Genomic DNA, 24,445 nt, shown 5'->3' on the forward strand with positions numbered 1-24,445 from the left:
AGGCGGAGCTCACCCCTCCGCCTTTTTTCGCGTGACGGTTTTAACGTTGTGCCGCTCAGCGATCGGGCGTCAGCGACGAGTGCAGCGGCCAGGAATCGAACAGATAGCCGTCAAAGTCGATATCATCCACGTCGGAAAACTCCAGCAGGCGCTGTTTAACATTCTCCAGGTGCTGCCACATGGCCTGCTTTGCCGCTCGCGCATCTTTTTTGATCAAGGCGGCCAAAATCTTTTTGTGATCCTCAAGCCACTGTTTGCGGTAATCGCTATCCACCAGATGGCGGTGCAGCTGGCTCCACATGACATTATCTTCGCGCCACTGCCAGGATTGCTTAAACAGCTCCACCAGCATGCTATTGTGCGTGGCTTCGGCAATCGCTAAATGAAAGTTGCGATCGCCATCCTCACTTTGGTCCACGGTGGCCTGCGCCAGCTCGCGCTCTTCCAGCGCCAGCGCCTGCCGCATTTTAACGATGTCGTCGCGCGTTGCCTGCAGCGCCGCAAACTCAGCGATGTTACTTTCCAGCAGCTGTCGCGCCTGCAGCATTTCAAACGGGCCGGCATCGTTGCTGGCGCTAGGGACTGCGGCGCGTGCCACTGGCGCGTCGTTGATCACGTAAATGCCCGCACCGCGCCGCACCTCTATCAAGCCCTCCAGCTCCAGCATGATCAGCGCCTCGCGCACCAGCGTGCGCGTCACGTTCAGCTGCTGCGCCAGTTCGCGCTCGGGCGGCAACCGTTCACCTACGGCAACCTGCTTTTGCGTAATCATGTTGCGCAGCATTTCTCCCACTTCCTGATAAGGGCGCTGCGGCGAAACCGGTGTTTTCATAAGGCGTAATCTGCTGATTAAAGAAGTCATGGGACGGATTGATGCGCCCGGCACTATAGCACAGGGCGCGGTGTTCAAGCCGCCTTCTGGGTAAAGTAGCGCTGGGCGTTGGTGAAACAGACCGCTTTGACCAACTCGCCCAGCATCGCTTCATCATGCGGCACCAGGCCCTGCAGCACCCACTCGCCAAGGCGATTGCACAAGATGCGCCGGAAATATTCATGCCGCGTATACGAGAGGAAACTGCGCGAATCGGTTAGCATCCCAACAAACTGGCTCAGCAGACCCATTTGCGCCAGCTGCTCTAGCTGTCGCAACATACCGTCACGCTGATCGTTGAACCACCAGCCCGAACCAAACTGCACTTTTCCGGCGATACCGCCGCCCTGGAAATTGCCTGCCAGCGTGGCCAGCACTTCGTTGTCGCGCGGATTCAGGCAGTAAAGAATGGTTTTAGGCAGTTGATTGTTGCTGTCCATCGCGTCGAGCAGCCGCGACAGCGGCCGCGCCACCGGATCATCGCCAATAGAATCAAAACCGCTATCCGGTCCCAGCAGCCGATACATGCGGCTGTTGTTATTGCGGATCGCACCGATGTGCAGCTGCATCACCCAGCCACGGCGGGCGTATTCACCGCCCATCCATACCAGTAGGGCGGTACTGAACTGGGCGATCTCCTCCTCTGTGAGCACCTCACCGCGCCGCCGTTTCGTGAGAATCGCGTCCAGCTCGCGGTCATCCGGCACGGGCGCGAAACGCGGCGTTTCAATGCCGTGATCGGACGCGCGACAGCCGTGGGCAGCAAAGTGGTCCAGCCGACGCAACAGCGCCGCGCGCAGGGACGCGATGCCGTCGATGGCGATATCGGCTACCGCTTCCAGTTGCGTGAGATAGTCAACGAATCCCTCAAGCTCAATCTTAAAGGCTTTGTCGGGTCGCCAGCTGGGTGCGACCTCAATATCAAACGCGCGGTCAGCCGCAATCGCCCGATGGTGCTGCAAGCTGTCGAGAGGATCGTCGGTGGTGCCTACCATGCGGACGTTCATTTGGCGCATAATGCCGCGCGCTGAAAAGGCGGGCGTTGCCAGCTGCTCAGCGCAGGCGTGCCAAATAGTCTCTGCGGTATCTGGACCCAACAGCGTGTTGCAGAGGCCAAACGGGCGGCGCAGCTCCAGATGCGTCCAGTGATACAGCGGATTCCCCAGCGTTTTGGGCACCGTATGCGCCCAGGCCAGGTATTTGTCGTAATCGCTGCGCGTGTTGCCCGTGATCAGGGATTCATCCACGCCCGCCGCGCGCATCGCACGCCACTTATAGTGATCGCCTTCAAGCCAAATCTGGCTCAGGTTGGCAAACTGCCGATCTTCCGCAATATCCTGTGGATTGAGGTGGCAGTGATAGTCGTAAATCGGCATCGCGGCCGCGTAATCATGGTACAGGCGGCAGGCAACCGGGCTCTGCAACAGAAAATCGTCATCCATAAAGGGTTTCATTGGTCCTCCGGGAAGAGGGCGGCGACGGCGGCCTGCGCACCGTGCTGACATAAAGCGGCATAGGCGTTCTGTAGCGTCTCAACAAACGCTGCATGCGCGGGAAGATCATCGGAAAAGATCGCACGCAGGCCTAACAGTGCCGTGACCCTGTCACGCCCATCGGGGTGCTGCTGATTGATCTGCTGTACTGTGACATAAAGCGGGTCCACCACTTCATAAGGTTCACCGTGCTCATCTTCGCCCAACACATAGCGCATCCAGCCCGCGACACCCAAGGCCAGACAGCGGTAGTCACCGCCGTGCTGTAAGTGGTAGCGCACGCTGTCCAGCATCCGCTGCGGCAGCTTCTGGCTGCCGTCAGAGGCGATTTGCGCCGTGCGATGACGCAGCGAGGGATTGCTGAAGCGCGACAGTAAGGCATCGGCATAGGCATCAAGATCGATATCGTCAGGCATTCGCAGTGTAGGACGCTGTTCATTCAGCATCAGCGCGCGCACTGCCCGTCGCCAGGCTGGCTGCTGCATGGTTTCCGCCACCGTGGAATAGCCGGCGAGAAAGCCCAGCCAGGCGAGGAACGAGTGGCTGCCATTGAGCATGCGCAGCTTCATCAATTCAAACGGCGCCACATCGGCGACCAATTGTGCCCCGACGCGATCCCACGCCGGGCGTCCGTTAACAAAATTATCTTCAATGACCCACTGACTAAATGGCTCACAGAGCACGCCGCAAGGATCGTTAACGCCGAGTAGGGCGGCGATCTCTTGCTGCGTCTCTTCGGTCACGGCGGGAACAATGCGGTCCACCATGGTGCAGGGGAACGTCACCTGCGCTTCAATCCATGCCGCCAGCGTCGGGTCGCGCAGCTGCGCCAGCCCCACCACGGCGGCTCGCGCCACATGGCCATTTTCGCGCAGGTTATCACATGACAGCACAGTAAAGCCCGGCAGCCCCGCATCGCGGCGCAGGCGCAGCGCTTCAACAATAAAGCCCACGGTAGACTTTGGTGTGCCGGGATCGCTGAGATCGTGCTGGATCAGCGGGTGGTGGCCGTCGAGTTTGCCGCTGGCGGGATTCACGCAGTAGCCTTTTTCGGTGACGGTTAAGGACACGATCGCCGTTTCCGGGCGGGCCAGCGTGTGCAAAATCGCGTCAACGCCGTCCAGGGCCGGATGCAGCGCTTCTTTAATCGCGCCAATGACCGTTTGTGTCTGCCCGCTCTCGCCGCTTTCCGTCACGCTATAAAGCATCGCCTGCTCGCGCAGCTGTTCAACCAGCCGTTTACCGCTCTCGGACATCAAATTCACTGCGCAGATGCCCCAGTCACAGTCGCTGCTCGCCAGCAGCCGGTGCAGATACACCGCCTGATGCGCGCGATGAAATGCGCCACAGCCAATGTGTACGATCCGCGGCACCAGGCGCGTGCGATGCCAGGCAGGGCGGGGCACCGTGAGTGCGGCATCGGGATGGGCAAGGTTAAGTTCCATAGTGACTCCGTTTCGGCACGCTTGAGTTCAGAAAAAGGCGCGGTGGATAGCCAGTTCAACGCCGCGGATTTCCGCCAGGCCTTTGAGTCGGCCAATCGCCGAGTAACCTGGGTTGGTTTGCTTATGCAGGTCGTCGAGCATCTGATGGCCGTGGTCTGGACGCATGGGGATCGCCGCGTTGCGGCGCCGCTCCTCTTCCGCAATGGCTTTGATCACCGCAAACATGTCCACGTCGCCCTCAAGGTGGGCCGCTTCGTGAAACGTTTTTGGATTCGCCTCACGCTGAGTCGCTCGCAGATGGAGAAAATAGATACGCGGACCAAAGCGGCGGATCATGCCTGGCAGATCGTTTTCCGGCAGTACGCCATAAGAGCCTGTGCACAGCGTGAAGCCATTCGCCGGGCTGCTGACGGTATCGATCATCCACTGTAAGTCTTCTGCGGTGGAAACAATGCGCGGTAAACCCAGGATAGGCCGCGGCGGATCGTCTGGATGCACCGCCATGCGCACGCCCACCTCTTCAGCGACCGGCACGATAGCGCGCAGGAAGGTGGCAAAGTTTTCACGCAGCCGGGCTTTATCGATGCCGTCGTAACGCGCCAGCTGGGCGCGGAACTGGTCCAGCGTATATCCCTCTTCAGCACCGGGCAAACCGGCGATGATATTGCGCGTCAGTTGCTGTTTATGCGCATCGCTCATGCTGGTGAAACGCGCTGCGGCTTCGTCGATTTCAGCGGCAGTGTAATCCTGCTCCGCGCCGGGGCGCTGCAAAATATGCAGCTCAAACACGGCAAATTCAATGTGGTCGAAGCGCAGTGCCTTGGCGCCATTGGGCAGGGCATAGGCTAAGTCGGTGCGCGTCCAGTCGAGAATCGGCATGAAGTTGTAGCACACGGTGCGAATGCCGCACTGCGCCAGGTTACGCAGCGACTGCTGGTAGTTGGCAATCCATTGCTTCGCATCCCCGCTGCCGGTCTTGATCTCCTCGTGGATAGGCACGCTTTCTACCACTGCCCATACCAGTCCGGCCGCTTCAATCTCCGCCTTACGCGTCATGATTTCCGTCACGGGCCACACTTCGCCGTTAGGGATGTGGTGTAGCGCGGTCACGATGCCGGTCGCACCAGCCTGGCGCGCATCAGCAAGTGAAACAGGGTCTTTTGGGCCGTACCAGCGCCAGGTTTGCTGCATGTTGATTCCTCCTGTCGTGTTGAGCGATGCCTTAACACGACATTAAATTGGTTGACTATTCGTTTTGCGTGTCACACCAAAAAAACAGCGTAACAGGACGGTGATGGCTCACGTTCTGCGCTTTAGCGGTGAATGTCAACCAAGCCAACCATTTTGGTTAACCAGATCACAAAAGCCATCATCGCATGACGACCCCTTGTTTTATCTGTGTTTCACTCCGGTCGGAGGAGAGGTGACAGCTAACAGCATCGCATCCTGACGACACCAGACAAGCGCCGTGAGACGCTCGACGGCACCAATCGAAATTGGTCAACCAAGGCGCCGGCGAGCGTGTGAAACGCACACGGTCAATAAAAAGGGAGAATCCAATGAACCGCAGTTTAGATCCGGGGATCACCGCCGTCGGTACACGACGCGCCATACGTAACCTGCGCTGGTGGGTGCTCGTGCTGTTTTTAGCCGGCGTGACGGTTAACTACATCACGCGTAACTCGCTGGGCATTTTAGCGCCGGAGCTGAAGACCAGCCTCGGCATCACCACCGAACAATACTCCTGGATTGTGGGGGCCTTTCAGTTGGCCTACACCTTCTTCCAGCCCATCTGTGGTTGGCTAATTGACGTGATTGGCCTGAAGCTTGGCTTCTTTATTTGCGCCGCTATCTGGGCGCTGGCCTGTCTGATGCACGCCGGTGCGGCCAGCTGGTTGCATCTGGCGATACTGCGCTTTGTGATGGGAGGCGCCGAGGCGGCGGCCACGCCAGCCAACGCCAAAGTGATTGGTGAGTGGTTTCCGCGCAAGGAGCGTCCCATTGCCGCAGGCTGGGCTGGCGTCGGCTTCTCTATTGGCGCCATGCTGGCACCGCCCATTATCTACTTTGCTCACGCCTCCTTTGGCTGGCAAGGTGCTTTTCTGTTTAGCGGTGGCCTCGCGCTGGCGTGGGTGGTGCTGTGGTGGCTGTTCTACCGCGACCCCGAGCGTCACGGAAATTTGAGTCAGGATGAGCTGGCCTTCATTCGTCAGGACAATGAACCGCCTGCCGTGAAGTTACCGTTCTTTACCGCGCTAAAAACCGTGTCAAAAAACAAACGTTTCTATGGCATTGCCATCCCGGCGTTTATGGCGGAACCGGCGTGGGGCGTGCTGAGCTTCTGGGTGCCGCTTTATCTGGCGAAAGATTTGGGCATGGATCTTAAACAGATCGCGATGTTTGCCTGGTTGCCTTTCCTCGCGGCCGACCTGGGCAGTGCCGCGAGCGGCTATTTGACGCGGGTCTATACCCGAATGTTTGGCTTTACGCAGGTGAATTCCGTGGTCGCCAGCTCCGTGACCGGCGCGTTTTTGATGCTGTCGTTGGCGCTGGTGGCCATGACCAAAAGCCCGTATGTCGCCATTGCGCTGATCTCCATCGGCGGCTTTGGCCACCAGATTATCTCCTGCATGTTAAGCGCGCTGGTGGTGGAGAAATTCGACAAAGGCCAGATGGCCACGGTCAATGGAATGCGCGGCTCGTTTGCCTGGATCTCCAGCTTTCTCTTCTCGCTGGTGATCGGCGTCACCGCCGACAAAATTGGCTTTAACCCGCTGTTTGTCGCCATGGGGTTCTTTGACCTGATTGGCGCACTCTTCCTGATCGCTTTTATTGCTGAACGTCGCGCGCAGCGACTGAATTAAGTAGGTAACGATGAAAACGTTGAAAAATTGGTGTGTTACGCATGCCGACAGCCATCATGTTGCGCTTACCGTAGATGATAAGCACACCCTGTGTATTTACGTGCTGGAGGCGGGACTGTTCCGCGTCGCGGTGAAACGAGAAGGGGCATTTAGCCTTGATCGCACCTGGAGTATTGCGCCTGAAAGCGATGTGCCCTGGGAAGGGCGTCCGCGTGAGAGCCTGGCGGGCTTCACGCTGCCGGCGTTTACGCTGGAGGAGCAGGACGACCGCCTGACCCTCAGCACGGACGTATTGCGCGTGGTCGTACAGCGTCCGCTGGCGCTGGAGTGGCACTACCGCGACCGTGAAGGCCACTGGCAGCTGCTGGCGCGCGATCGCCCCACCAGCGCTTATCAGCTCAATGCGCACGGCGACGGCGTGGCGCACTATCAGCAGCGCGGGCCAGACGACCGCTATTTCGGTCTGGGCGAAAAGACGGGCGACTTACAGCGCAATGGCCGCCGTTATGAAATGCGCAATCTCGATGCCATGGGCTATGACGCGTCCTCCACCGATCCGCTTTACAAGCACGTGCCGTTCACCCTCACGCGCCGCAGCGACATCAGCTTTGGCCTGTTTTACGATAACCTCAGCAGCAGCTGGTTCGATCTCGGCAATGAACTGGATAATTACCATCAGCCCTATCGGCGTTGGCAGGCCGAAAGCGGGGACATTGATTACTATCTGTTTGTCGGGGAAAAGGTGCTGGACGTCACCAAAGCTTTTGTACGTTTGACGGGAAAAACGCTGTTTGGGCCTAAATGGAGCCTGGGATACAGCGGGTCAACCATGCATTACACCGATGCACCCGATGCGCAGCAGCAACTCATGAACTTCATTCGTCTGTGCGAGGCGCATCAGATCCCCTGCGACTCCTTCCAGCTCTCATCGGGTTATACCTCGATCAACGACAAACGCTACGTGTTTCATTGGAACCACGACAAAGTGCCTGAGCCGGAGGCCATGAGTCAGGCGTTTCACGAGGCGGGGCTGCGCCTTGCGGCGAACATCAAACCCTGCCTGCTGCAAGATCATCCGCGCTACCGCGAGGTGGCGGCGCAGGGCCTGTTCGTGCGTGATTCAGAGCGCGATGCGCCTGAACGCTCGGTGTTTTGGGATGATGAAGGTTCACATCTTGATTTTACCCATCCTGATGCCATTGCCTGGTGGCAGGACAACGTGACCCGGCAGCTGCTGGAGAAGGGCATCGACAGCACCTGGAACGACAACAACGAATACGAAGTGTGGGACGGCGAAGCGCGCTGCTACGGCTTCGGTTCGCCGATCGCCATTAAACACATTCGTCCGGTGATGCCGCTGTTGATGATGCGCGCCTCCATGGAAGCGCAGCAGCGCTTCGCGCCGCACAAGCGTCCGTTTCTGATTTCTCGCTCTGGCTGCGCTGGCATGCAGCGCTACGTGCAAACCTGGAGCGGTGATAACCGCACCAACTGGACCTCGCTGCGCTACAACATCCGCATGGGGCTGGGCATGAGTCTCTCCGGCCTCTATAACGTTGGGCATGACGTCGGCGGTTTCTCTGGAGATAAGCCGGACGCCGAACTCTTTGTGCGCTGGGTGCAAAACGGTGTGATGCATCCGCGCTTTACCATTCATTCATGGAATGACGATCGCACGGTGAATGAGCCGTGGATGTATCCGGCGGTGACGCCAGCCATTCGCGCGGCCATTGAGCTGCGCTATCGGCTGTTGCCGTACCTTTATACGCTGCTGTGGCAGGCCCATGCGCAGGATGAACCCATGCTGCGACCTACCTTCCTCGATCACGAGCACGATGCGCAGACCTTTGAGGCGTGCGACGAGTTCATGCTGGGGCGCGATCTGCTGGTGGCCAGCGTGGTTGAGCCGGGTCAGCGAACGCGTCGCTTATGGCTGCCGGACAATCTTGCGGGCTGGTATGACTTCGCCACGCAGCAGTGGTACAGCGGCGGACAGTGGATCACGCTGCCTGCGCCGCTGGAATCGCAGCCGATGCTGGTACGCGCCGGAGCCGGACTGCCGTTGAGCCATCGCCTGCGGCACGTGGACGCCGCAGCGGACGATCGCCGTACCCTGCAGCTCTACCCGCTGCCGGGCAACGGCGCAAGCGAGGGTGAGCTGTTTGAAGACGATGGCGAATCCTGGGGCTATCAGCAGGGCCACGCGCTGTGGTTGCGCTGGGAGATGCGCTGTGACGCAGAGGCCATTCACTTAAGTTTTCGGCGTGAAGGGGACTACCAACCTGCCTGGCAAACGCTGGATATCACGCTGCCCGCGGCAGAACAGCGTGCGCTCTATATCCACGGTCAGCGCGTTGACGCGGCGCACCGGCAGATCCTCCTCGCCGATATCGCTCACTAAGCGACACCGTCCGTGACGGCGTTTACGTCACGGACGCTAGCGGTGGCATAGGGCACGTAATCTCTTGCGTGCGGGGGCGCTGCAACCCCGCCTTTAACGCCCCCTGGTTTGCGAAGGGCGCGCCGCCGCGTTGTACCGTTATCTTTCTGTCATCTCTAAGGGATATCTTCACGGGGTAATGTCAAACAGACGCTGTGGTCCAGATTGGATCGACATGGAGCACCCTATGGCCCTTGCTGCTGTACAGGCTGCAAAATTGCAGCATACCGTGATTGATGCCAGCGTGCGGATGCGCGATACCCGCATCGGCGCACAGTGTGAAATCCTCGCGCACAGTTACCTTGAGTACAGTGAGGTGGGTGATTTTTCCTACCTCGGTGAACACTGCTGCATTGCCGATGCGCACATTGGCCGCTTCACGGCGATGGCCAACTACGTGCGCATTGGCGCGCCCAATCACCCGCTGGATCGCCCCGCACAGCATCGATTCACCTATTGTCCTGAGTATTACGATGCGCAGGCGCAGCGCGATAGCGGCTTCTTTGCCCAGCGTCGGGCCGATCGCGTGATCATTGGCAACGATGTGTGGATAGGACACGGCGTGATTGTGCTGCCTGGCGTGCGCGTCGGCGACGGTGCAGTGTTGGCAGCCGGCGCGGTGGTGACGCGAGATGTGGCGCCTTACACGCTGGTGGGCGGGGTGCCTGCCAGAGTGATTCGCCCGCGTTTTGCCCCGGAGATTGCGGCCCAGCTACAGGCCATTGCGTGGTGGAACTGGCCGCTGGAGAAACTGATGGCGCATCTGGCGGATTTTCAATCGCCAGATATCGCCGCGTTCTGCCAGCGGCACGCGGTGTAATTTATAGCGCCGGGCGCGCGGCGACCGCAGCGTGTTCGGCCTGCAGCGGTTTCTCAGGCTGTAACAGGGTCATCGCGACCATACTGCCCAGCGCAATACAGGCGGTGACGGTGAACATCGCGTCATAGCCGTAATATTCTGCCAGCCAGCCGCAGAGCATGGGGGAAATGATCGCGGCCAGGTTCGCGATAGCCAGCGTCATGCCGCTGAAGGCCCCCACGGAGGCCTTCGGCGTCACATCGATCACCACAGACCAATACACGTTATTGACCAGCGCGTTTAGCGCATTGCCCAGCGTCATTAACGCGATAATCCCCGCCGCCGATCCCATCCACGGAATGGCCATAAAGCAGCAGGCCGTCGCGCACAGCGTCACGGCGGCAAAGACGTTGCGTGCCAGGCGCAAATTACCGTAGCGCGCCAAGAGGCGATCGGCAATGCGGCCGCCGAGCAGCACGGTCAGGCAGGCGCCACTCCACGGAATCATCGCCACATACCAAAGCGAGTGCAAATCGTAATGGAAGGTGTCCTGCAGGTATTTTGGCAGCCAGGTCACTAGTGTGAAGGTGATGTAAAGGAAGCTGAAGTAACCCAGCGCGTTGCACACCAGCGTGCGGTTGGTAAAGAAGCGCCACCACGGCAGCGCGGCATCGTCACGGCCTTCGCGCCGCTGTCCGGTGGCGATCAGGGCGCGCTCCACACCGTTGGCACGTGGATGCTGCTCGGGCGTATCGGTGAAATAGCGAGCAAACAGCAGCATGGCCAGCAGCGATATGCCGCCGAGCAGAATAAACATCATGCGCCAGTCATCGGTCAGCAGCAGCAGGCCCACGGCAATTGGCGCGGTCAATAGCGATCCCACTTGCGTACTCAGTAAACCAATCCCCAGGGCGAAACCGCGTTCATTATCCGGTGCCCAGTGGGCAATGGTTTTATTCATCAGCGCGTAAGCGGGGCCTTCCGCGATGCCAAACAGAATGCGCATCGCGGCGAACCCCATAATGGCGGACCCGCCAAACATCGCTATGCCAATATCGCCGGCCCATGCGGTGGCTATCTCCAGCAGCGACCAGAGAATGCCGGCCATCAGCCACACTTTTTTGGTACCGAGGCGATCGGCGAGAAAGCCGCCGCACAGTGATCCCAGCAGATAGCCAAAGCCAAAATAACCCAGTACGGCGCCAAGCTGTACCTTGTTAAAGTGATAGGCCTGTGAAATCGCGTTAGCCGCAAACGACAGTGCGCCGCGATCGACATAGTTAATGAGCGCAACCAGAAACAGCAGCGAAAAAATGGTATAGCGGGTAGATGTCGGCGTCATTACGCAGCTCCTGAGAAAAATACACAGAAATAGGTAAGCAAAGCTGATGCCAAAACATGACGAACATCACAATTGAACGGCGTGCGCCGGGGCAGGCGGGCGCACCCCATGTCGGACGGGCGTCGGTTAGCGCGCGAATGCGCTTTTTTAGTGCAAGAGGGGGCGCCATGGCAATGGCAGGTGCTTTTGCCACTTGCAGTGGCGGGGCTTGTGCTGCAGGCAGCGGCAGGGTGCTTTTCCGCTGGCGCGGCGCAAATTTCGTTCGCCATGGCACCGGCAGGTGCTTTTGCCACTTGCAGTGGCGTGACTTATGCCGCAGGCAGCGGCTGGCGTGCCTTTTCGCTGGCACGGAGCGACTTTCGTTCGCCACAGGCTGTGGCAGGTGCCTTTGCCGCGTAGCGGCGACCGAGCAGAGGGCGCCAGGCCGCGCCCTCTGCACTCCCCGGCCCTGCGCCAGCCCCACTCGCCGCTGCGCGGTGCCTTCACTCCCTCAGCCTTCCTGACGGACCGGCGTCGATTCGCTCCTGCTCAACGCCGCCTCTCGCGGCATCCATGCCGCTCGTCCTGGAAGCCTTCAGTCGTTCAGCGAGTGGGGATGGCGCCCAGCAACCCTCGCTGTGAGTCTTTTATGTTTTTCGCAGCCACTGCGCGGCGGTAAGACTTTTAAGGTGTATTCATACCGCGCGGCGCTAAGCAAAACCCTTCTTTTATGTTTTTACGTCTTTTAAGGCCACTGAGTAGCGGAAAAGACTTTTAAGCAATCTCCCGCCCGCGAAGTGTTAACGAGAAGCCGTTTCTGTCTTTTGTTTCTGTCTTCTGTCTTTTCCAGCCAGCCACTGTCTGTGCAGACCTGCCTGCGGTCAACCAGACAATACCTGACCAAAAACAAGAAAAGGCTCTTAAAGGCGAGGTGTTGAGCGCCATCCGGAGCGCCGAACGGAGCGTAACGGCCAGGACGAAGCGGCATGGATGCCGCTGAGAGCGCGGAATGAGCCAGGGATGGCGAATCCGCGCGGTCCTTGAGGCCGTTGCGGCGGAGTGAGGGAACAGTGGAGGCTGGCGCAGGGCGCGGATTGCAAAGGGCCGCGCCCATCGGCCCTTTGCCCGTACGCCGCAGCGGGGCGGCTGAAACTGCCGTGCGGTTAGCGGGCGGAACCCGCTCATAGTCATACCGGCTTTGCGGGCCGGGACCCGCTCAGGGTCAAGCCAGCACAGCGGCCAATGCGCGAGCCCGTGCAACTAAAAACCGGCATAGCGGGCCGGAAACCGCTCAGAGCCATACCAGCTGAGCGGCCGGACCCCGCTCAGGGTCCAGTAACCGGCATGGCGGGCCTGAACCCGCCAAACATCTTATTGCTTAGCTCTTTCTTCCTGCACTTTCTGGGCAATCCGGTCGCCCACAACCTGATCGATCTTGCGCCAATACTCAAATGCCCGCGACAGCACCGGCTCTTCCACGCCTTTCAGCAGATGGCCGGTGACGTTTTCAACCAAGCGATCGCGCGCGGCCTGATCCATCACCTTATTGACCAGCGTGTTAGCCTGGCCAAAATCATCGTCATCTTTGCGCAGGGTGTAGGGTGCATGCACCATCTCGCCGTGGGCTTCCCAAGTTGAATCGGTGGGATAGCGATCGCCATCGGCTTTGGGGCCGCCTTTGGAATTGGGCGCATAGACCGGATCGGTTACCGGATTAATGCGCATCGCGCCATCTTTGCTGTAGCTGTTAACCGGTGCCTGTGGGGCATTCACCGGGATCTGTTTATAGTTAACACCCAAGCGCGCGCGGTGTGCATCGGCGTAGGCAAAGACGCGGCCGAGCAACATTTTATCCGGGCTCAGGCCGATCCCAGGTACCAGATTGTTAGGCTCAAATGCCGCCTGTTCAATCTGCGCATGGTTATCAGTGGGGTTTCGATCCAGCTGTAGCTTGCCCACTTTGATCAGCGGGTAATCGCTGTGCGGCCACACTTTGGTGAGATCAAACGGGTTAAAACGGTAAGTTTCGGCATCGGCAAACGGCATGATTTGCATGTAGAGCGTCCAGCTGGGGAAATGGCCGTTTTTGATCGACATGAACAGGTCGCGCATATGGTAATCGCTGTCTTCCCCGGCGAGTTTATCGGCTTCCTGTTGCGTTAAGAATTCAATCCCCTGGTCGGTTTTGAAGTGGTATTTCACCCAAAACTTCTCACCCTGCGCGTTCACCCACATATACGTGTGGCTGGAGTAGCCGTTCATATGACGCCAGCTTTTGGGGATGCCGCGATCGCCCATGAGCCATGTCACCTGGTGCGCGGATTCCGGCGACAGCGACCAGAAATCCCACTGCATATCATTGTCGCGCAGATTGTTGTCGGCACGACGCTTCTGTGAGCGAATGAAGTGCTGGAACTTCATCGGATCGCGAATAAAGAACACCGGCGTATTGTTGCCTACCATGTCGTAGTTGCCTTCGCTGGTGTAGAACTTGATGGAGAAACCGCGCGGATCGCGCCAGGTGTCCGGGCTGCCGCGCTCACCGGCGACGGTAGAAAAGCGCATCACCACATCGGTTTTGGTGCCTGGCTGAAACACCGCCGCCTTGGTGTAGCGACTCACATCTTCTGTCACTTCAAAATGCCCAAATGCACCGCTGCCTTTCGCGTGTGGCTGACGCTCCGGAATACGTTCCCGGTTAAAATTGGCCATCTGCTCAATCAGATAGTGGTCATGTAGCACCAGTGGGCCGTCGGCGCCCACGGAGAGGGAGTGTTCATCACTGGCAACCGGAATGCCAGCGTCCGTGGTGGTCGGTTTGCGATCGTCACTGCTCATAATATCTCCAGCGTTTATAGGGGTAATGCGAACAGTAAGCGTAGCAGCAGACGCGGAGCTTGCTGATAAAGTCAGGATGAGCGTCAGGCAGACTTGTGTAAAGATGGGGGGGCGTAACCTTAAAACCCTGAACACACAAGGAATGCTGATGCTCGTTGCCTGCCTACACACCGCCGCCAGTAATATTGCGCTGTTCGATGCTGCCGCCCATGAGTGGGTGGGAAGCCCGATGACGTTAAATCATATGGTGATGCCTCAGTTGCTGATGGAGGCAGAAGCGAGCGGTGGCATGACGCAGGCGCAGCAGCAGCATATTGCGCGGCTGTTGCATAGCCTGACGCCGTGGTTTGACGTCATTCTGATTACCTGTTCGACGATCGGAGCGGTGGCCGATACATTTCCAATGCAAGAAACGGGCTGTCGCGTCTATCGCACCGATCGCATGCTGGCGGATCGGCTGCACCAGCTCAGCGGACCGTCGCGGGTGCTGTGTGCCGCGCCGTCAACGCTCACGGCCACGCGCGCGCTCTTTTGTCCGGCGTCTCTGCCTGCGGAGCGTCAACCTACTGTGCACCTGGTGCCGGACGCCTGGGACGCCTTTAAAGCAGGCGAGGTGGCGCGCTATTACGCACTGATTCGTGATGCCGTGCAGCAAAGTCGGCAGCAGGGCGCGAAGCAAGTCGCACTGGCGCAGGTCTCTATGGCGGCGGCGATCGCAGGGAAAGATAGCGCTTTCCCTGTACTGACTATTCCAGCGTTAGCGCTGCAGGCTCTTCTTGGTCGTTAGCGAGTCGCACCCCTGCGCGCGCGGGCACGGTGGTGCAATGTGTGCGGCATACGAAACCTTTTCGCTTTCCTGACACTCCGTTTTTTACCGCTTTGATAAAGTACTTATCCTGAGAATGAACGTTCACTACAGGATAATCCATGAAGCTTTTTCAACGCAGTGTGATGGCGGGGCTGGTGTTATTGCTGGCGGCCTGCGATCAAAAGAGCGCGCAGCAAATGCCCTCAGGCACGCCGGAAGTCGGCGTAATGACGTTGCACAGTCAATCCGTCACGCTGGAGAGCACGCTATCGGGACGCGTGACGGGCAGCATGACTGCGGATGTGCGGCCGCAGGTTGATGGCATCATAAAGCAGCGGTTATTTACCGAAGGTGAAGAGGTCAAAGCGGGTCAGGTACTCTATCAAATCGATCCGGCGAGCTACCAGGCCAGCTACGATCAGGCGCTGGCCCAGCTTAAAAACGCGCAGGCGCTGGTGAAAAGCAGCCAGTTAAAAGCACAGCGCTATGCGGCCTTGGTGAAGGAGAATGGCGTATCGCGCCAGGACGCCGATGATGCCTTGGCCACCTATCAGCAAAATGTGGCCTCGGTGGAGCAATACCGTGCTGCCGTGGAAAGTGCGCGCATTAATCTTAATTATACCCGCATCACCGCGCCGATCGCTGGCCGCATCGGTATCTCTACCGTCACGCCGGGGGCGCTGGTCACGGCCAGCCAGACCACGGCGCTGGCAACTATCCGCCAGTTGGATCCCATCTACGTCGATCTCACGCAGTCGAGCGTGCAATTACTCAAGCTGAAGCGTCAGCAAGCCTCCTTGCAAAAGGGCGACGCAGTGCCAGTGACCGTCACGCTGGAGGATGGCTCGTCTTATGCCCACGCCGGTAGGTTGGAACTCACCGAAGTGGCCGTGGATGAATCCACCGGTACCGTGACGCTGCGTGCGCTGTTCCCCAACCCCGAGCACACGCTGCTACCGGGCATGTACGTGCGTGCTAAGGTCACCAATGGCGTGAAAACCGATGCGATCCTGGCCCCGCAGCAGGGTATCACCCGCGATGCCAAGGGCAACGCCACTGCGCTGGTGGTCAATCAGCAAAACACCGTCGAAAGCCGCGAGGTGGAAACGCTTCAGGTCATGGGGGATAAGTGGCTGATCGGTTCCGGGCTGAACAACGGCGACCGGGTCATTGTTGAAGGCACGGGCAAAGTTCAGGCGGGCATGAAGGTCAATGCAGTGGACGTCACCGCCGACAAAACCGCCACAAGCGGCGAGGGACACTGATTATGCTGGCCCAATTTTTTATTCGCCGCCCGGTTTTCGCGTGGGTGATTGCCATCTGCATCATGTTGTTTGGCGCGATCAGCATTCGCAGTTTGCCAATCGCGCAATATCCCGATGTGGCCCCGCCACAAATCAGTATTAAGGCGACCTACACCGGCGCCTCGGCGGAAACGCTGGAAAGCAGCGTTACGCAGGTGATTGAACAGCAGCTCACCGGGCTGGATGGGCTGCTCTACTTTAGCGCCACCAGTACCGCATCCACGGGACAGGTGAAAATCAATGTCACGTTCAAGCAGGGCACCGATCCTGATATCGCGCAGGTGCAGGTGCAAAACAAGGTGCAACAGGCAGAAAGCCGCTTACCCTCAGCGGTGACGTCACAGGGCGTGACGGTGGAAAAAGCGCAGAGCGACTTCCTCCTGATTTTGGCCCTTTACGACAAAACCAACAAAAGCACCTCCGCTGACGTGGCGGACTATATGGTCAGTAATATGGAAGACACGCTGGCGCGCGTACCGGGTGTCGGCAGCGTGCAGGTGTTTGGGGCTGAATATGCGATGCGCATTTGGCTGGACCCGGCCAAGCTGGCCTCCTATTCCCTGATGCCATCGGATATCACCAGCGCGTTAGAGAGCCAAAACACCCAAGTTTCATCGGGACAGTTAGGCGCGCAGCCCGCCAGCGCAACACAGCAGCTTGTGGCGACCGTGCGATCCCGATCGCGACTGCAAACGCCGGAGCAGTTCCGCGCGATTGTGCTGAAAAGCCAAAGCGACGGTTCGGTGGTTCGGCTTGAAGATGTCGCCCGCGTTGAAATGGGGGCCGAGGACTATAGCGCGAATGTGTTGGCCAATGGCCATCCTGCCTCCGGTATCGCCATCCAGCTGGCCTCGGGCGCGAACGCGCTCTCCACCGCTGAGCAGGTTAAAGCGACCATTGAGACCTTCCGCAGCAGCATGCCCGCAGGTTATGACATTGCTTACCCGCTTGATAGCACCGATTTTGTGAAAATTTCCATCGAGGAGGTGATTAAAACCCTGGTGGAAGCCATGGTGTTAGTGGTGATCGTGATGTTTATTTTCCTGCAAAATATCCGTACCACGCTGATCCCCACCATTGCTGTGCCGGTGGTGCTGCTGGGCACCTTTGGCGTGCTGGCCCTGTTTGGTTACTCCATTAATACCTTAACGCTGTTCGGTATGGTGCTCGCCATCGGCTTGCTGGTGGACGATGCCATTGTCGTGGTGGAAAACGTAGAGCGCGTCATGCGTGAGGAGGGGTTACCGCCGCGCCAGGCCACCGAAAAATCGATGCGTGAGATCACCGGCGCGCTGATCGGCATTGCGCTGGTGCTCTCCGCCGTGTTTCTACCGATGACGTTTTTCAGTGGCTCAACCGGCGTGATTTATCGGCAGTTTGCCATCACGATTGTATCGTCAATGGTGCTGTCGGTGCTGGTTGCGCTGACGCTCACGCCCGCGCTCTGCGCCACCCTGTTAAAACCGCACGGCGAACAGCACGGCACGACGGGCTTTTTCGGCTGGTTTAACCGTCACTATTCCCGCATTGAGCGACGCTATGAAAACGGCGTCGGGCATGTGGTCCATCGTTCCGTGCGCTATTTGCTGGTGTATGGCGTGCTGCTGGCGGGGTGCGCGTTGCTCTATATGCGTTTGCCCACCGGCTTTCTGCCGACCGAAGATCAAGGCTACATCATGGTGCAGTATCAATTAGCGCCCGGTGCGACGGAGAATCGGACGGATGAGGTGCGTCGTCAGGTGCAGGCGTACTTCGCCACGAAGGAGAAGCACAACGTTAACGTCAGCATGCTGGTAAACGGCTTTAGCTTTGCCGGCAGCGGACAAAACGCCGGGGTAGGGTTTATCGCCTTGAAGAACTGGCGCGATCGTGAAGGCGCGGAGAACAGCGCGGACGCCATCGCCGGACGCGCTATGGCCGCGCTGTCGCACGTACGTGACGCGCAAATTTTTGTGCTGTCGCCGCCCGCGGTATCCGGGCTTGGGCAATCCAACGGCTTCACCTTCGAGTTACAGGGCAAGGGCGCCACCACGCGTGATGAACTGCTCAAAATGCGGGATACGTTGATTGCCAAGGCCAATCACGATCCGGCGATGAGCGCGGTGCGCGCCAATACGCTGCCGGATTTGCCTCAGCTGCAAGTAACGATTGACGACGCCAAGGCACAGTCGCTGGGCCTCACCCTGAGCGATATCAATACCACGCTGAGCGCAGCGCTGGGTGGCAGTTACGTCAATGACTTTACCGATCGTGGCCGCGTGAAAAAAGTCTATATCCAGGGCGATGAAGCGTTTCGCAGTAAGCCGGAAGATATCGACCAATGGTATGTGCGCGGCAGTGACAGTAGCAGCAATACCACCATGGTGCCGTTCTCTTCCTTTGCCGCGTCGAACTGGATGTACGGCCCTGATGTGCTGTCGCGCTACAACGGCCTTGCTGCCTATGAGATTCAGGGCTCGGCGGCCGCTGGCAAAAGCTCCGGCGATGCCATGGCCGCGATGGAGCGGCTGGCGGCGGACTTGCCCGCCGGCTCGACGTTTGCCTGGAGCGGCCTCTCTTATCAAGAAAAGCTAGCCGGTAATCAAGCGATATCGCTGTATGCCATATCGTTGCTGGTGGTCTTCCTGTGTTTGGCCGCGCTGTATGAGAGTTGGTCAGTGCCGTTTTCGGTGATGATGGTGGTGCCGTTGGGCGTGATTGGGGCGCTGCTGGCCGTCACCTTGCGCGGGCTGGAGAATGATGTCTATTTCCAGGTGGCACTGCTCACCATCATTGGCCTCTCGGCGAAAAACGCCATTCTGATCGTTGAGTTTGCCGAGGAGCGCTACCGCAGTGGTGAGAGCCCGGTGAAAGCGGCGATCCATGCGGCCACAATGCGTTTACGCCCGATTATCATGACGTCATTAGCCTTTACCGCCGGGGTGTTGCCGTTGGCGATTGCTACCGGCGCAGGTGCCAATAGCCGTATTGCCATTGGCACCGGTATCATTGGCGGCACGCTCTCGGCCACGTTACTGGCCATCTTCCTGGTGCCGCTGTTCTTTATTTTGGTCCGTCGCGTCTTTCCGGCAAAGCCTCATGACGCTGCCTCAACCACCCACTCTGCAGCGAACCCGGAGGCGTAACGATGTCTAAACCTATTCTGTTGTGGTTACCTTTGCTACTGACGGGCTGCGTCTCGCTGGACCCACACTACGATCGACCTGAAGGGGCGGTGAGCAGCCAGGCGCCCCGCGGCGAGGCGTATCGCGATTTGCCCGCCTCTACGTCGGACTATCGCACTATCCGCTGGCAAGACTACGTGCTTGATGCGCAGTTGCGTCAGGTGGTGGCGATGGCGCTGGATAGCAGCCGCGACCTGCGCGAGGCGGTGGCGAATGTTAAATCGGCGCATGCGCAGTATGGCGAGCAGCGGGCCGATCTCTTCCCCTCGCTGAGTGCGGGCCTCAGCGGCACGCGCGCCCGCACCTTAAGCGGCGAGGGCAATCAAACCGCGCTAAGCAGCAGCTATTCGGCAGAAGGCAGCGTCAGCGCTTTTGAGCTCGATCTGTTTGGCAAAAATCAAAGCTTAACCCGCCAGCAGTATGAGACCTATCTGGGCACGCTGGAGGGCGCGCGCAGTACGCGTCTGACGGTGCTCTATAACACGGTAAGCTATTGGCTACAGCTTGCGGCCGATCGCAGCAATCTGACCATCGCGAAAGAGACCGCGAAGAGTGCAGAGCAGTCTCTGGCGGTCACGCGTAAGCGGATGGAAAGCGGGGTGGCGTCAATGGTGGATGTCTCCTCGGCGGAGACCACCTGGCAATCGGCGCAGGCCGATGTTGCCAGCTATACCACCAGCGTGGCTCAGGATAAAAACGCGTTGGATTTGGTGGTGGGAAAAAGCGTACCGGATACGCTCCTGCCTGCGGATATTGACTCGCTGGGGCAGGCTTTGCGTGATGTGCCCGCCGGCGTTTCCTCTGCGGTGTTGCAGAATCGCCCGGATGTGCTGCAAGCCGAGCACAACCTCAAGGCGGCAAATGCCAATATCGGCGCGGCGCGGGCTAACTTCTTTCCCAGCATCACGCTTACCGCCAGCGGTGGCGTAGGCAGCAGCGACCTCTCTGCGCTGTTCAAAAACGGTGCGGGTATCTGGTCCTTTGCACCGTCTATTTCGCTGCCCATCTTCAAGGGGGGCTACAATGTGGCCTACCTGAATTACACCAAGGCGCAAAAAGAGTACTACGTGGCCGCCTATGAGAAAGCGGTGCAGACCGCTTTCCAGGAGGTGGCGGATGCGCTGGCGCGGCGAGGTACTCTCAATAGCCAACTCAGCAGCCAGCGTAATAATGTGGCGGCCGCGCAGACCTATTGGCATTTAGCCGATCTGCGCTACCAGAACGGCGTGGATACGTGGCTGAATGCCTTAACCGCGCAGCGCACGCTCTACAGCGCGCGGACGAGCTTAGTCACCGTCCAGCAGGCGTATTACCAAAACCTGATCACCTTTTATAAGGTTATGGGGGGTGGAATGGCGTTAGATGCCGACGATCGACCAATATAGTGCTTGCTGGGGATAAGTGTCGTTCACGTGAAAGGTCGGCCATCACGGCGACCTTTTCGGCATGCGTGTGACATTTTTTCCCTGTCTCCCGTATTATCCGCCTGCAAAAAAGTACACTATCCGGCGCAGACGGTTCCAGGAGGGATTTTGAGTAAATCTGATCATGACGCGTTTACTGAGCAGCGCCAGCAGTGGATTATTTCAGCCGCAGAGGCCTGCTTTAGCCGGGCGGGGTTTCACGGTACCAGCATGGCGGATATCTGTCGTGAATCAGGCTTAGGCGCGGGGCAAATCTATCGTCATTTCAGCAGTAAGGAGAGCATTGTCTGGGCGGCCATCAACGCGATCGCCGTGCGCTGGCGCCTTTTTTTGCAGCATACGCTGCCGCAGCAAAACAGCGTCGAGCACCTTGTGGATCCGCATTCGACGTTTTGGCACGGCTGGCCCCAGCAAGATCGCTGTTTGTTACTTGAGATGTATTCAGAAGCCTCACGCAATGAAGCGGTGCGCGAGGTGTTAGCACAGCAGGAGCAGCAACTGGTACGCGAACTGTCGCACGCGTTTGCCCTTACGTATCCTGTAATGAGTGCCGAACAACGTCATCAGCGCATTCAATTTTTATTGGTACTCGTGGATGGTGTGGCGTGCCGGGCCGTTGACGACGGTGACAAGGACGCGCAGGAGCGACGGCGCATCAATGCGATACTGGATCGCCATCTGTTTACCTGACGTCATGCCCCGTCGGGCCGATGCACTTCGCGGTTAATCTCAGCAAAGAAGGGGAGAAATCCCTCAGGAATGGCCTGCTGTTTCATGCAGCGACGAATAATCAAGCCATCAATGATCAGCGACATGGTAGAGAGCCGCGAACGAATAACCCGCGCCTCCAGGGTGGGATTCAGCGCTTGTTCCTGACGGATAAAGTTATTGCCCAGCTCTTGCCAGGCCTCCTGCATGATGTGATGAATGCGGGCATTGCGCGTGGCTTCCGCAGACACTTCCATCAGTAATACGATGCTTTGTTCCACTGCGGGCGGCACAATATCCTGCGCCGAGTGGGTGGCAGCGTGCGCGGCGTGCTTAAAATCAGCGTTGAGCAGGGTAATCATCCGTTGCACCACGCGCGTCACCAGCGCTTCGATGATGGCTTCTTTGTTTTTGTAATATTTATAAATCAGCCCAATGCTCACCCCGGATTCACGGGCAATCTGTTGCACCGAGGTTTGATAAAATCCGTGCTGACGCATGCAGCGCTCGGCTGCGTCAAGAATGTTTTCGCTGCGGCTCATGGTGGGTTCTCACAAGGGCGGAAGCGCTAGTTTACGCATAATTTCCCGCAGCGTCATGGGGAGCGTTAGCCACTTGCAGTGGCTGGTGGCTTGCGCCGCAGGCAGCGGCGGGGTGCTTTAGCCACTTGCAGTGGCGGGCTTATGCCGCAGGCAGGTGCCTTTGCCACTTGCTGTGGCGGGGCTTGTGCCGCAGGCAGCGGCACGGCGCTGGCGTTAGCACGGAGCGACTTTCGTTCGCCATCGCAATGGCAGGTGCCTTTACCGCGCTGCGGCGACCGAGCAGAGGGCGCCAGGCCGCGCCCTCTGCACTCCCCGGCCCTGCGCCAGCCCCACTCGCCGCTGCGCGGTACCTTCACTCTCTCAGCCTTCCTGACGGACCGGCGTCGATTCGCTCCTGCTCAACGCCGCCTCTCGCGGCATCCATGCCGCTCGCCCTGGAAGGCCTCCTTCGTTCAGCGAGTGGGGATGGCGCTTCACACCCCCTGCTGCACGCCATGACTTTTTTCGCAGCCGCCGCGTGGCGGGAAGATTTTTAAGGTGCGTTCAGGCTGCGCTGCTTTAAGTAAAACCCTTCGTTCGTGTTTTTAAGTCTTTTGAGGTTACTGGGTGGTTGAAAGACTTTTAACTAGCATCCCGCCCGCGCGGTGTTCATCAGAAACCTTCTGTCTTCTGTCTTCTGTTTTTTCCAGCCAGCCGCTTTCTTCGCAGACCCGTTTACAGCCCTCCAGACAACACCACACACAAAAAAAGAAAAAGGCTCTTAAAGGCGAGGTTTGTGGCGCCATCCGGAGCGCCGAACGGAGCGTGACGGCCAGGACGAAGCGGCAGGGATGCCGCTGAGAGGGCGGAATGAGCCAGGGATGGCGAATCCGCGCGGTCCGTGAGGCTGGCGCGGCGGAGTGAGGGAACAGCGGAGGCTGGCGCAGGGCGCGGATTGCAAAGGGCCGCGCCCATCGGCCCTTTGCCCGTACGCCGCAGCGGGGTGGATGAAACTGCCGTGCGCTTAGCGGGCGGAACCCGCTCAGGGTTTACTACAGACCGGCTGAGCGGTCGGAACCCGCTCAGGGTTCAGTGAAGACCGGCTGAGCGGGCCGGACCCCGCTCTCCATTTACCGGCTCGAGCGGTCGGAACCCGCTCACCCTCCACCGGCAGTTGAGCGGGCCGGAACCCGCTCACGCATTCCCGGCTTTGCGGGCCGGACTCCCGCAGCGCTCCACCAACGCCTTGGTCACCGTCCCGTCATCTTGCTGCCATAAAACCTTCATTCCGCTGCGCTAGCTTACCGCCATTCTGATTTCAGGACCTTGGCTGCATGAGCGCGCTTACGCTTCATCACATTAAAAAAAACTGGGGCGATCACCTTGCCCTGAACGACATCAGCTTCACCGTGGAACCAGGCAGCTTTGTAGCACTGCTGGGGCCATCGGGATGCGGCAAAACCACGCTGTTGCGCACCATTGCCGGATTGGAAAGTGCTGATGAAGGAGAGATCCAGCTGCAACAGCAGGACGTCACGCATCTGCCGCCGTCACAGCGCAGGCTTTCGATGGTGTTTCAATCTTACGCGCTGTTTCCCCATCTCAACGTGCGGGAAAATCTGCTGTTTGGCCTGAAAGCGCGCGGTGAAGACAAGCAGACCTTTGGGGCACGCCTGCACGATGTCAGCAGCTTGCTGGAGTTAGACAACTTGCTTGATCGTTTACCGTCTCAACTGTCGGGCGGGCAGCAGCAGCGCGTGGCGCTGGGAAGGGCGGTGATTGCTAACCATAGGCTGTGTCTGATGGATGAGCCGCTGTCGAATCTTGATGCGCGCCTGCGCCAGAGTATGCGCCGTGAAATTCGCGCGTTGCAAAAGAAACTGGGCCTCACCTTAATCTACGTGACGCACGATCAAACCGAAGCCATGAGTATGGCGGACAGTATCATTCTGCTGAACGCTGGCAAGATAGAGCAAATCGGCACGCCAGAGGCGCTCTATCACCAGCCGGCCAGCCTTTTCGCCGCCCAATTCATCGGTGCGCCGCCGATGAACATCCTGCCGCTACAGGCACGCGGCGAGAACCATTATCTCAGTACGCTTGCGGCACCGGTGGTGACGCACCCGTCTGCCGAATCACTCAGCCTCGGCCTGCGCGCAGAAGATATCGACGTGACCGCGCCCAACTCATCGGCGCTGATCGCGCGGGCACTCAGTTATGAATATATGGGGGCGGACACGCTGCTGGCCTGCCAGCTTTCGGCAATCAAGGCCCCCCTGATTGTAAAAGTCCCTGGGCTGCAACGTTTTAACGAAGGGGACTCGGTCGGCCTGCAATGGTCCGCTGCGCGCCAATACCTGTTCTCCAGCCGCACGGGCCAACGCTGCGCGGCGGCGGAACAGAGACTCACCGGTAACGAAAAAAAATACGCTGTTTAACTGTTGT

At 58.9% G+C, this 24,445-nt stretch carries 16 protein-coding genes; 9 read left to right on the forward strand and 7 right to left on the reverse strand.

Annotated elements, in window-relative coordinates; all coding sequences use genetic code 11:
* Positions 1–55: 55 nt before the first annotated feature.
* The 4 genes from uxuR to uxuA all read right to left on the reverse strand — a co-directional run bounded on the left by uxuR (position 56) and on the right by uxuA (position 5,000).
* Entirely contained in the window at positions 56–832 is a 777-nt protein-coding gene (gene uxuR, locus LU196_RS18785) for a Uxu operon transcriptional regulator (RefSeq protein ID WP_232757355.1), read from the reverse strand.
* 74 nt (positions 833–906) lie between these two features.
* Complete coding sequence (gene uxaC / locus LU196_RS18790) at positions 907–2,325, reverse strand: glucuronate isomerase (protein ID WP_232757354.1); 1,419 nt, start codon at positions 2,323–2,325, stop codon at positions 907–909.
* Positions 2,322–3,809, reverse strand: coding sequence for a fructuronate reductase (locus tag LU196_RS18795; RefSeq protein ID WP_232757353.1), 1,488 nt, complete (start codon positions 3,807–3,809; stop codon positions 2,322–2,324). The genes uxaC and LU196_RS18795 overlap by 4 nt, the downstream gene beginning before the upstream one ends.
* A 27-nt stretch (positions 3,810–3,836) precedes the next feature.
* A complete protein-coding gene (gene uxuA, locus LU196_RS18800; RefSeq protein WP_232757352.1) occupies positions 3,837–5,000 on the reverse strand; it encodes a mannonate dehydratase in 1,164 nt (387 codons plus the stop codon).
* A 368-nt stretch (positions 5,001–5,368) separates the two neighbouring features.
* Between uxuA and LU196_RS18805 the strand changes: the two genes are divergently transcribed.
* The 3 genes from LU196_RS18805 (at position 5,369) to LU196_RS18815 (ending at position 9,933) form a co-directional block, all read left to right on the forward strand.
* Positions 5,369–6,673: an MFS transporter gene (locus LU196_RS18805; protein ID WP_232757351.1), complete on the forward strand. Its 1,305-nt coding sequence runs from the start codon at positions 5,369–5,371 to the stop codon at positions 6,671–6,673.
* Positions 6,674–6,683: 10 nt separating this feature from the next.
* The gene (locus LU196_RS18810; protein ID WP_232757350.1) at positions 6,684–9,074 is read left to right on the forward strand and encodes a TIM-barrel domain-containing protein; all 2,391 of its coding nucleotides are present in this window, start codon (positions 6,684–6,686) and stop codon (positions 9,072–9,074) included.
* 226 nt (positions 9,075–9,300) lie between these two features.
* Complete coding sequence (locus LU196_RS18815; RefSeq protein ID WP_232757349.1) at positions 9,301–9,933, forward strand: DapH/DapD/GlmU-related protein; 633 nt, start codon at positions 9,301–9,303, stop codon at positions 9,931–9,933.
* 1 nt (position 9,934) lies between these two features.
* Here the strand turns inward: LU196_RS18815 and LU196_RS18820 are convergent, their stop codons facing one another.
* Both LU196_RS18820 and LU196_RS18825 read right to left on the reverse strand, forming a co-directional pair.
* Positions 9,935–11,254 carry an MFS transporter gene (locus LU196_RS18820; protein ID WP_232757348.1) on the reverse strand — a complete coding sequence of 440 codons (1,320 nt, stop codon included), beginning with the start codon at positions 11,252–11,254 and terminating at the stop codon, positions 9,935–9,937.
* 1,350 nt (positions 11,255–12,604) lie between these two features.
* On the reverse strand, positions 12,605–14,071 hold the full coding sequence (locus tag LU196_RS18825) for a catalase (protein ID WP_232760082.1): 1,467 nt from the start codon (positions 14,069–14,071) through the stop codon (positions 12,605–12,607).
* Between the two features lie 148 nt (positions 14,072–14,219).
* Here LU196_RS18825 and LU196_RS18830 point away from each other — a divergent pair, with 148 nt between their 5' ends.
* From LU196_RS18830 to LU196_RS18850, 5 genes are all read left to right on the forward strand, one after another.
* Positions 14,220–14,858, forward strand: a complete 639-nt coding sequence (locus LU196_RS18830; RefSeq protein WP_232760081.1) for a glutamate racemase — start codon at positions 14,220–14,222, stop codon at positions 14,856–14,858.
* A gap of 140 nt (positions 14,859–14,998) precedes the next feature.
* Positions 14,999–16,144 (forward strand): efflux RND transporter periplasmic adaptor subunit, encoded by a 1,146-nt coding sequence (locus tag LU196_RS18835; protein WP_232760080.1) that lies wholly within the window; start codon positions 14,999–15,001, stop codon positions 16,142–16,144.
* Positions 16,145–16,146: 2 nt separating this feature from the next.
* Positions 16,147–19,308, forward strand: a complete 3,162-nt coding sequence (locus tag LU196_RS18840) for an efflux RND transporter permease subunit (RefSeq protein ID WP_232760079.1) — start codon at positions 16,147–16,149, stop codon at positions 19,306–19,308.
* A 2-nt stretch (positions 19,309–19,310) separates the two neighbouring features.
* Positions 19,311–20,732, forward strand: a complete 1,422-nt coding sequence (locus tag LU196_RS18845) for an efflux transporter outer membrane subunit (protein ID WP_232760078.1) — start codon at positions 19,311–19,313, stop codon at positions 20,730–20,732.
* 147 nt (positions 20,733–20,879) lie between these two features.
* On the forward strand, positions 20,880–21,461 hold the full coding sequence (locus LU196_RS18850; RefSeq protein ID WP_232760077.1) for a TetR/AcrR family transcriptional regulator: 582 nt from the start codon (positions 20,880–20,882) through the stop codon (positions 21,459–21,461).
* 2 nt (positions 21,462–21,463) lie between these two features.
* On the opposite strand, the gene LU196_RS18855 is transcribed toward LU196_RS18850, so the two are convergent.
* Complete coding sequence (locus tag LU196_RS18855; protein ID WP_232760076.1) at positions 21,464–22,021, reverse strand: TetR/AcrR family transcriptional regulator; 558 nt, start codon at positions 22,019–22,021, stop codon at positions 21,464–21,466.
* A 1,313-nt stretch (positions 22,022–23,334) separates the two neighbouring features.
* On the opposite strand from LU196_RS18855, the gene LU196_RS18860 reads away from it, so the two are divergent.
* Positions 23,335–24,438: an ABC transporter ATP-binding protein gene (locus LU196_RS18860; protein ID WP_232760075.1), complete on the forward strand. Its 1,104-nt coding sequence runs from the start codon at positions 23,335–23,337 to the stop codon at positions 24,436–24,438.
* Positions 24,439–24,445: the final 7 nt, after the last annotated feature.

Source organism: Pantoea sp. Mb-10, assembly GCF_021272205.1.
Classification (GTDB): Bacteria; Pseudomonadota; Gammaproteobacteria; order Enterobacterales; family Enterobacteriaceae; genus Pantoea.

Coding starts and splice junctions, on each gene's coding strand:
- uxuR (WP_232757355.1), bottom strand. CDS start 832: ATGAAAACACCGGTTTCGCCGCAGCGCCCTTATCAGGAAGTGGGAGAA.
- uxaC (WP_232757354.1), bottom strand. CDS start 2,325: ATGAAACCCTTTATGGATGACGATTTTCTGTTGCAGAGCCCGGTTGCC.
- LU196_RS18795 (WP_232757353.1), bottom strand. CDS start 3,809: ATGGAACTTAACCTTGCCCATCCCGATGCCGCACTCACGGTGCCCCGC.
- uxuA (WP_232757352.1), bottom strand. CDS start 5,000: ATGCAGCAAACCTGGCGCTGGTACGGCCCAAAAGACCCTGTTTCACTT.
- LU196_RS18805 (WP_232757351.1), top strand. CDS start 5,369: ATGAACCGCAGTTTAGATCCGGGGATCACCGCCGTCGGTACACGACGC.
- LU196_RS18810 (WP_232757350.1), top strand. CDS start 6,684: ATGAAAACGTTGAAAAATTGGTGTGTTACGCATGCCGACAGCCATCAT.
- LU196_RS18815 (WP_232757349.1), top strand. CDS start 9,301: ATGGCCCTTGCTGCTGTACAGGCTGCAAAATTGCAGCATACCGTGATT.
- LU196_RS18820 (WP_232757348.1), bottom strand. CDS start 11,254: ATGACGCCGACATCTACCCGCTATACCATTTTTTCGCTGCTGTTTCTG.
- LU196_RS18825 (WP_232760082.1), bottom strand. CDS start 14,071: ATGAGCAGTGACGATCGCAAACCGACCACCACGGACGCTGGCATTCCG.
- LU196_RS18830 (WP_232760081.1), top strand. CDS start 14,220: ATGCTCGTTGCCTGCCTACACACCGCCGCCAGTAATATTGCGCTGTTC.
- LU196_RS18835 (WP_232760080.1), top strand. CDS start 14,999: ATGAAGCTTTTTCAACGCAGTGTGATGGCGGGGCTGGTGTTATTGCTG.
- LU196_RS18840 (WP_232760079.1), top strand. CDS start 16,147: ATGCTGGCCCAATTTTTTATTCGCCGCCCGGTTTTCGCGTGGGTGATT.
- LU196_RS18845 (WP_232760078.1), top strand. CDS start 19,311: ATGTCTAAACCTATTCTGTTGTGGTTACCTTTGCTACTGACGGGCTGC.
- LU196_RS18855 (WP_232760076.1), bottom strand. CDS start 22,021: ATGAGCCGCAGCGAAAACATTCTTGACGCAGCCGAGCGCTGCATGCGT.
- LU196_RS18860 (WP_232760075.1), top strand. CDS start 23,335: ATGAGCGCGCTTACGCTTCATCACATTAAAAAAAACTGGGGCGATCAC.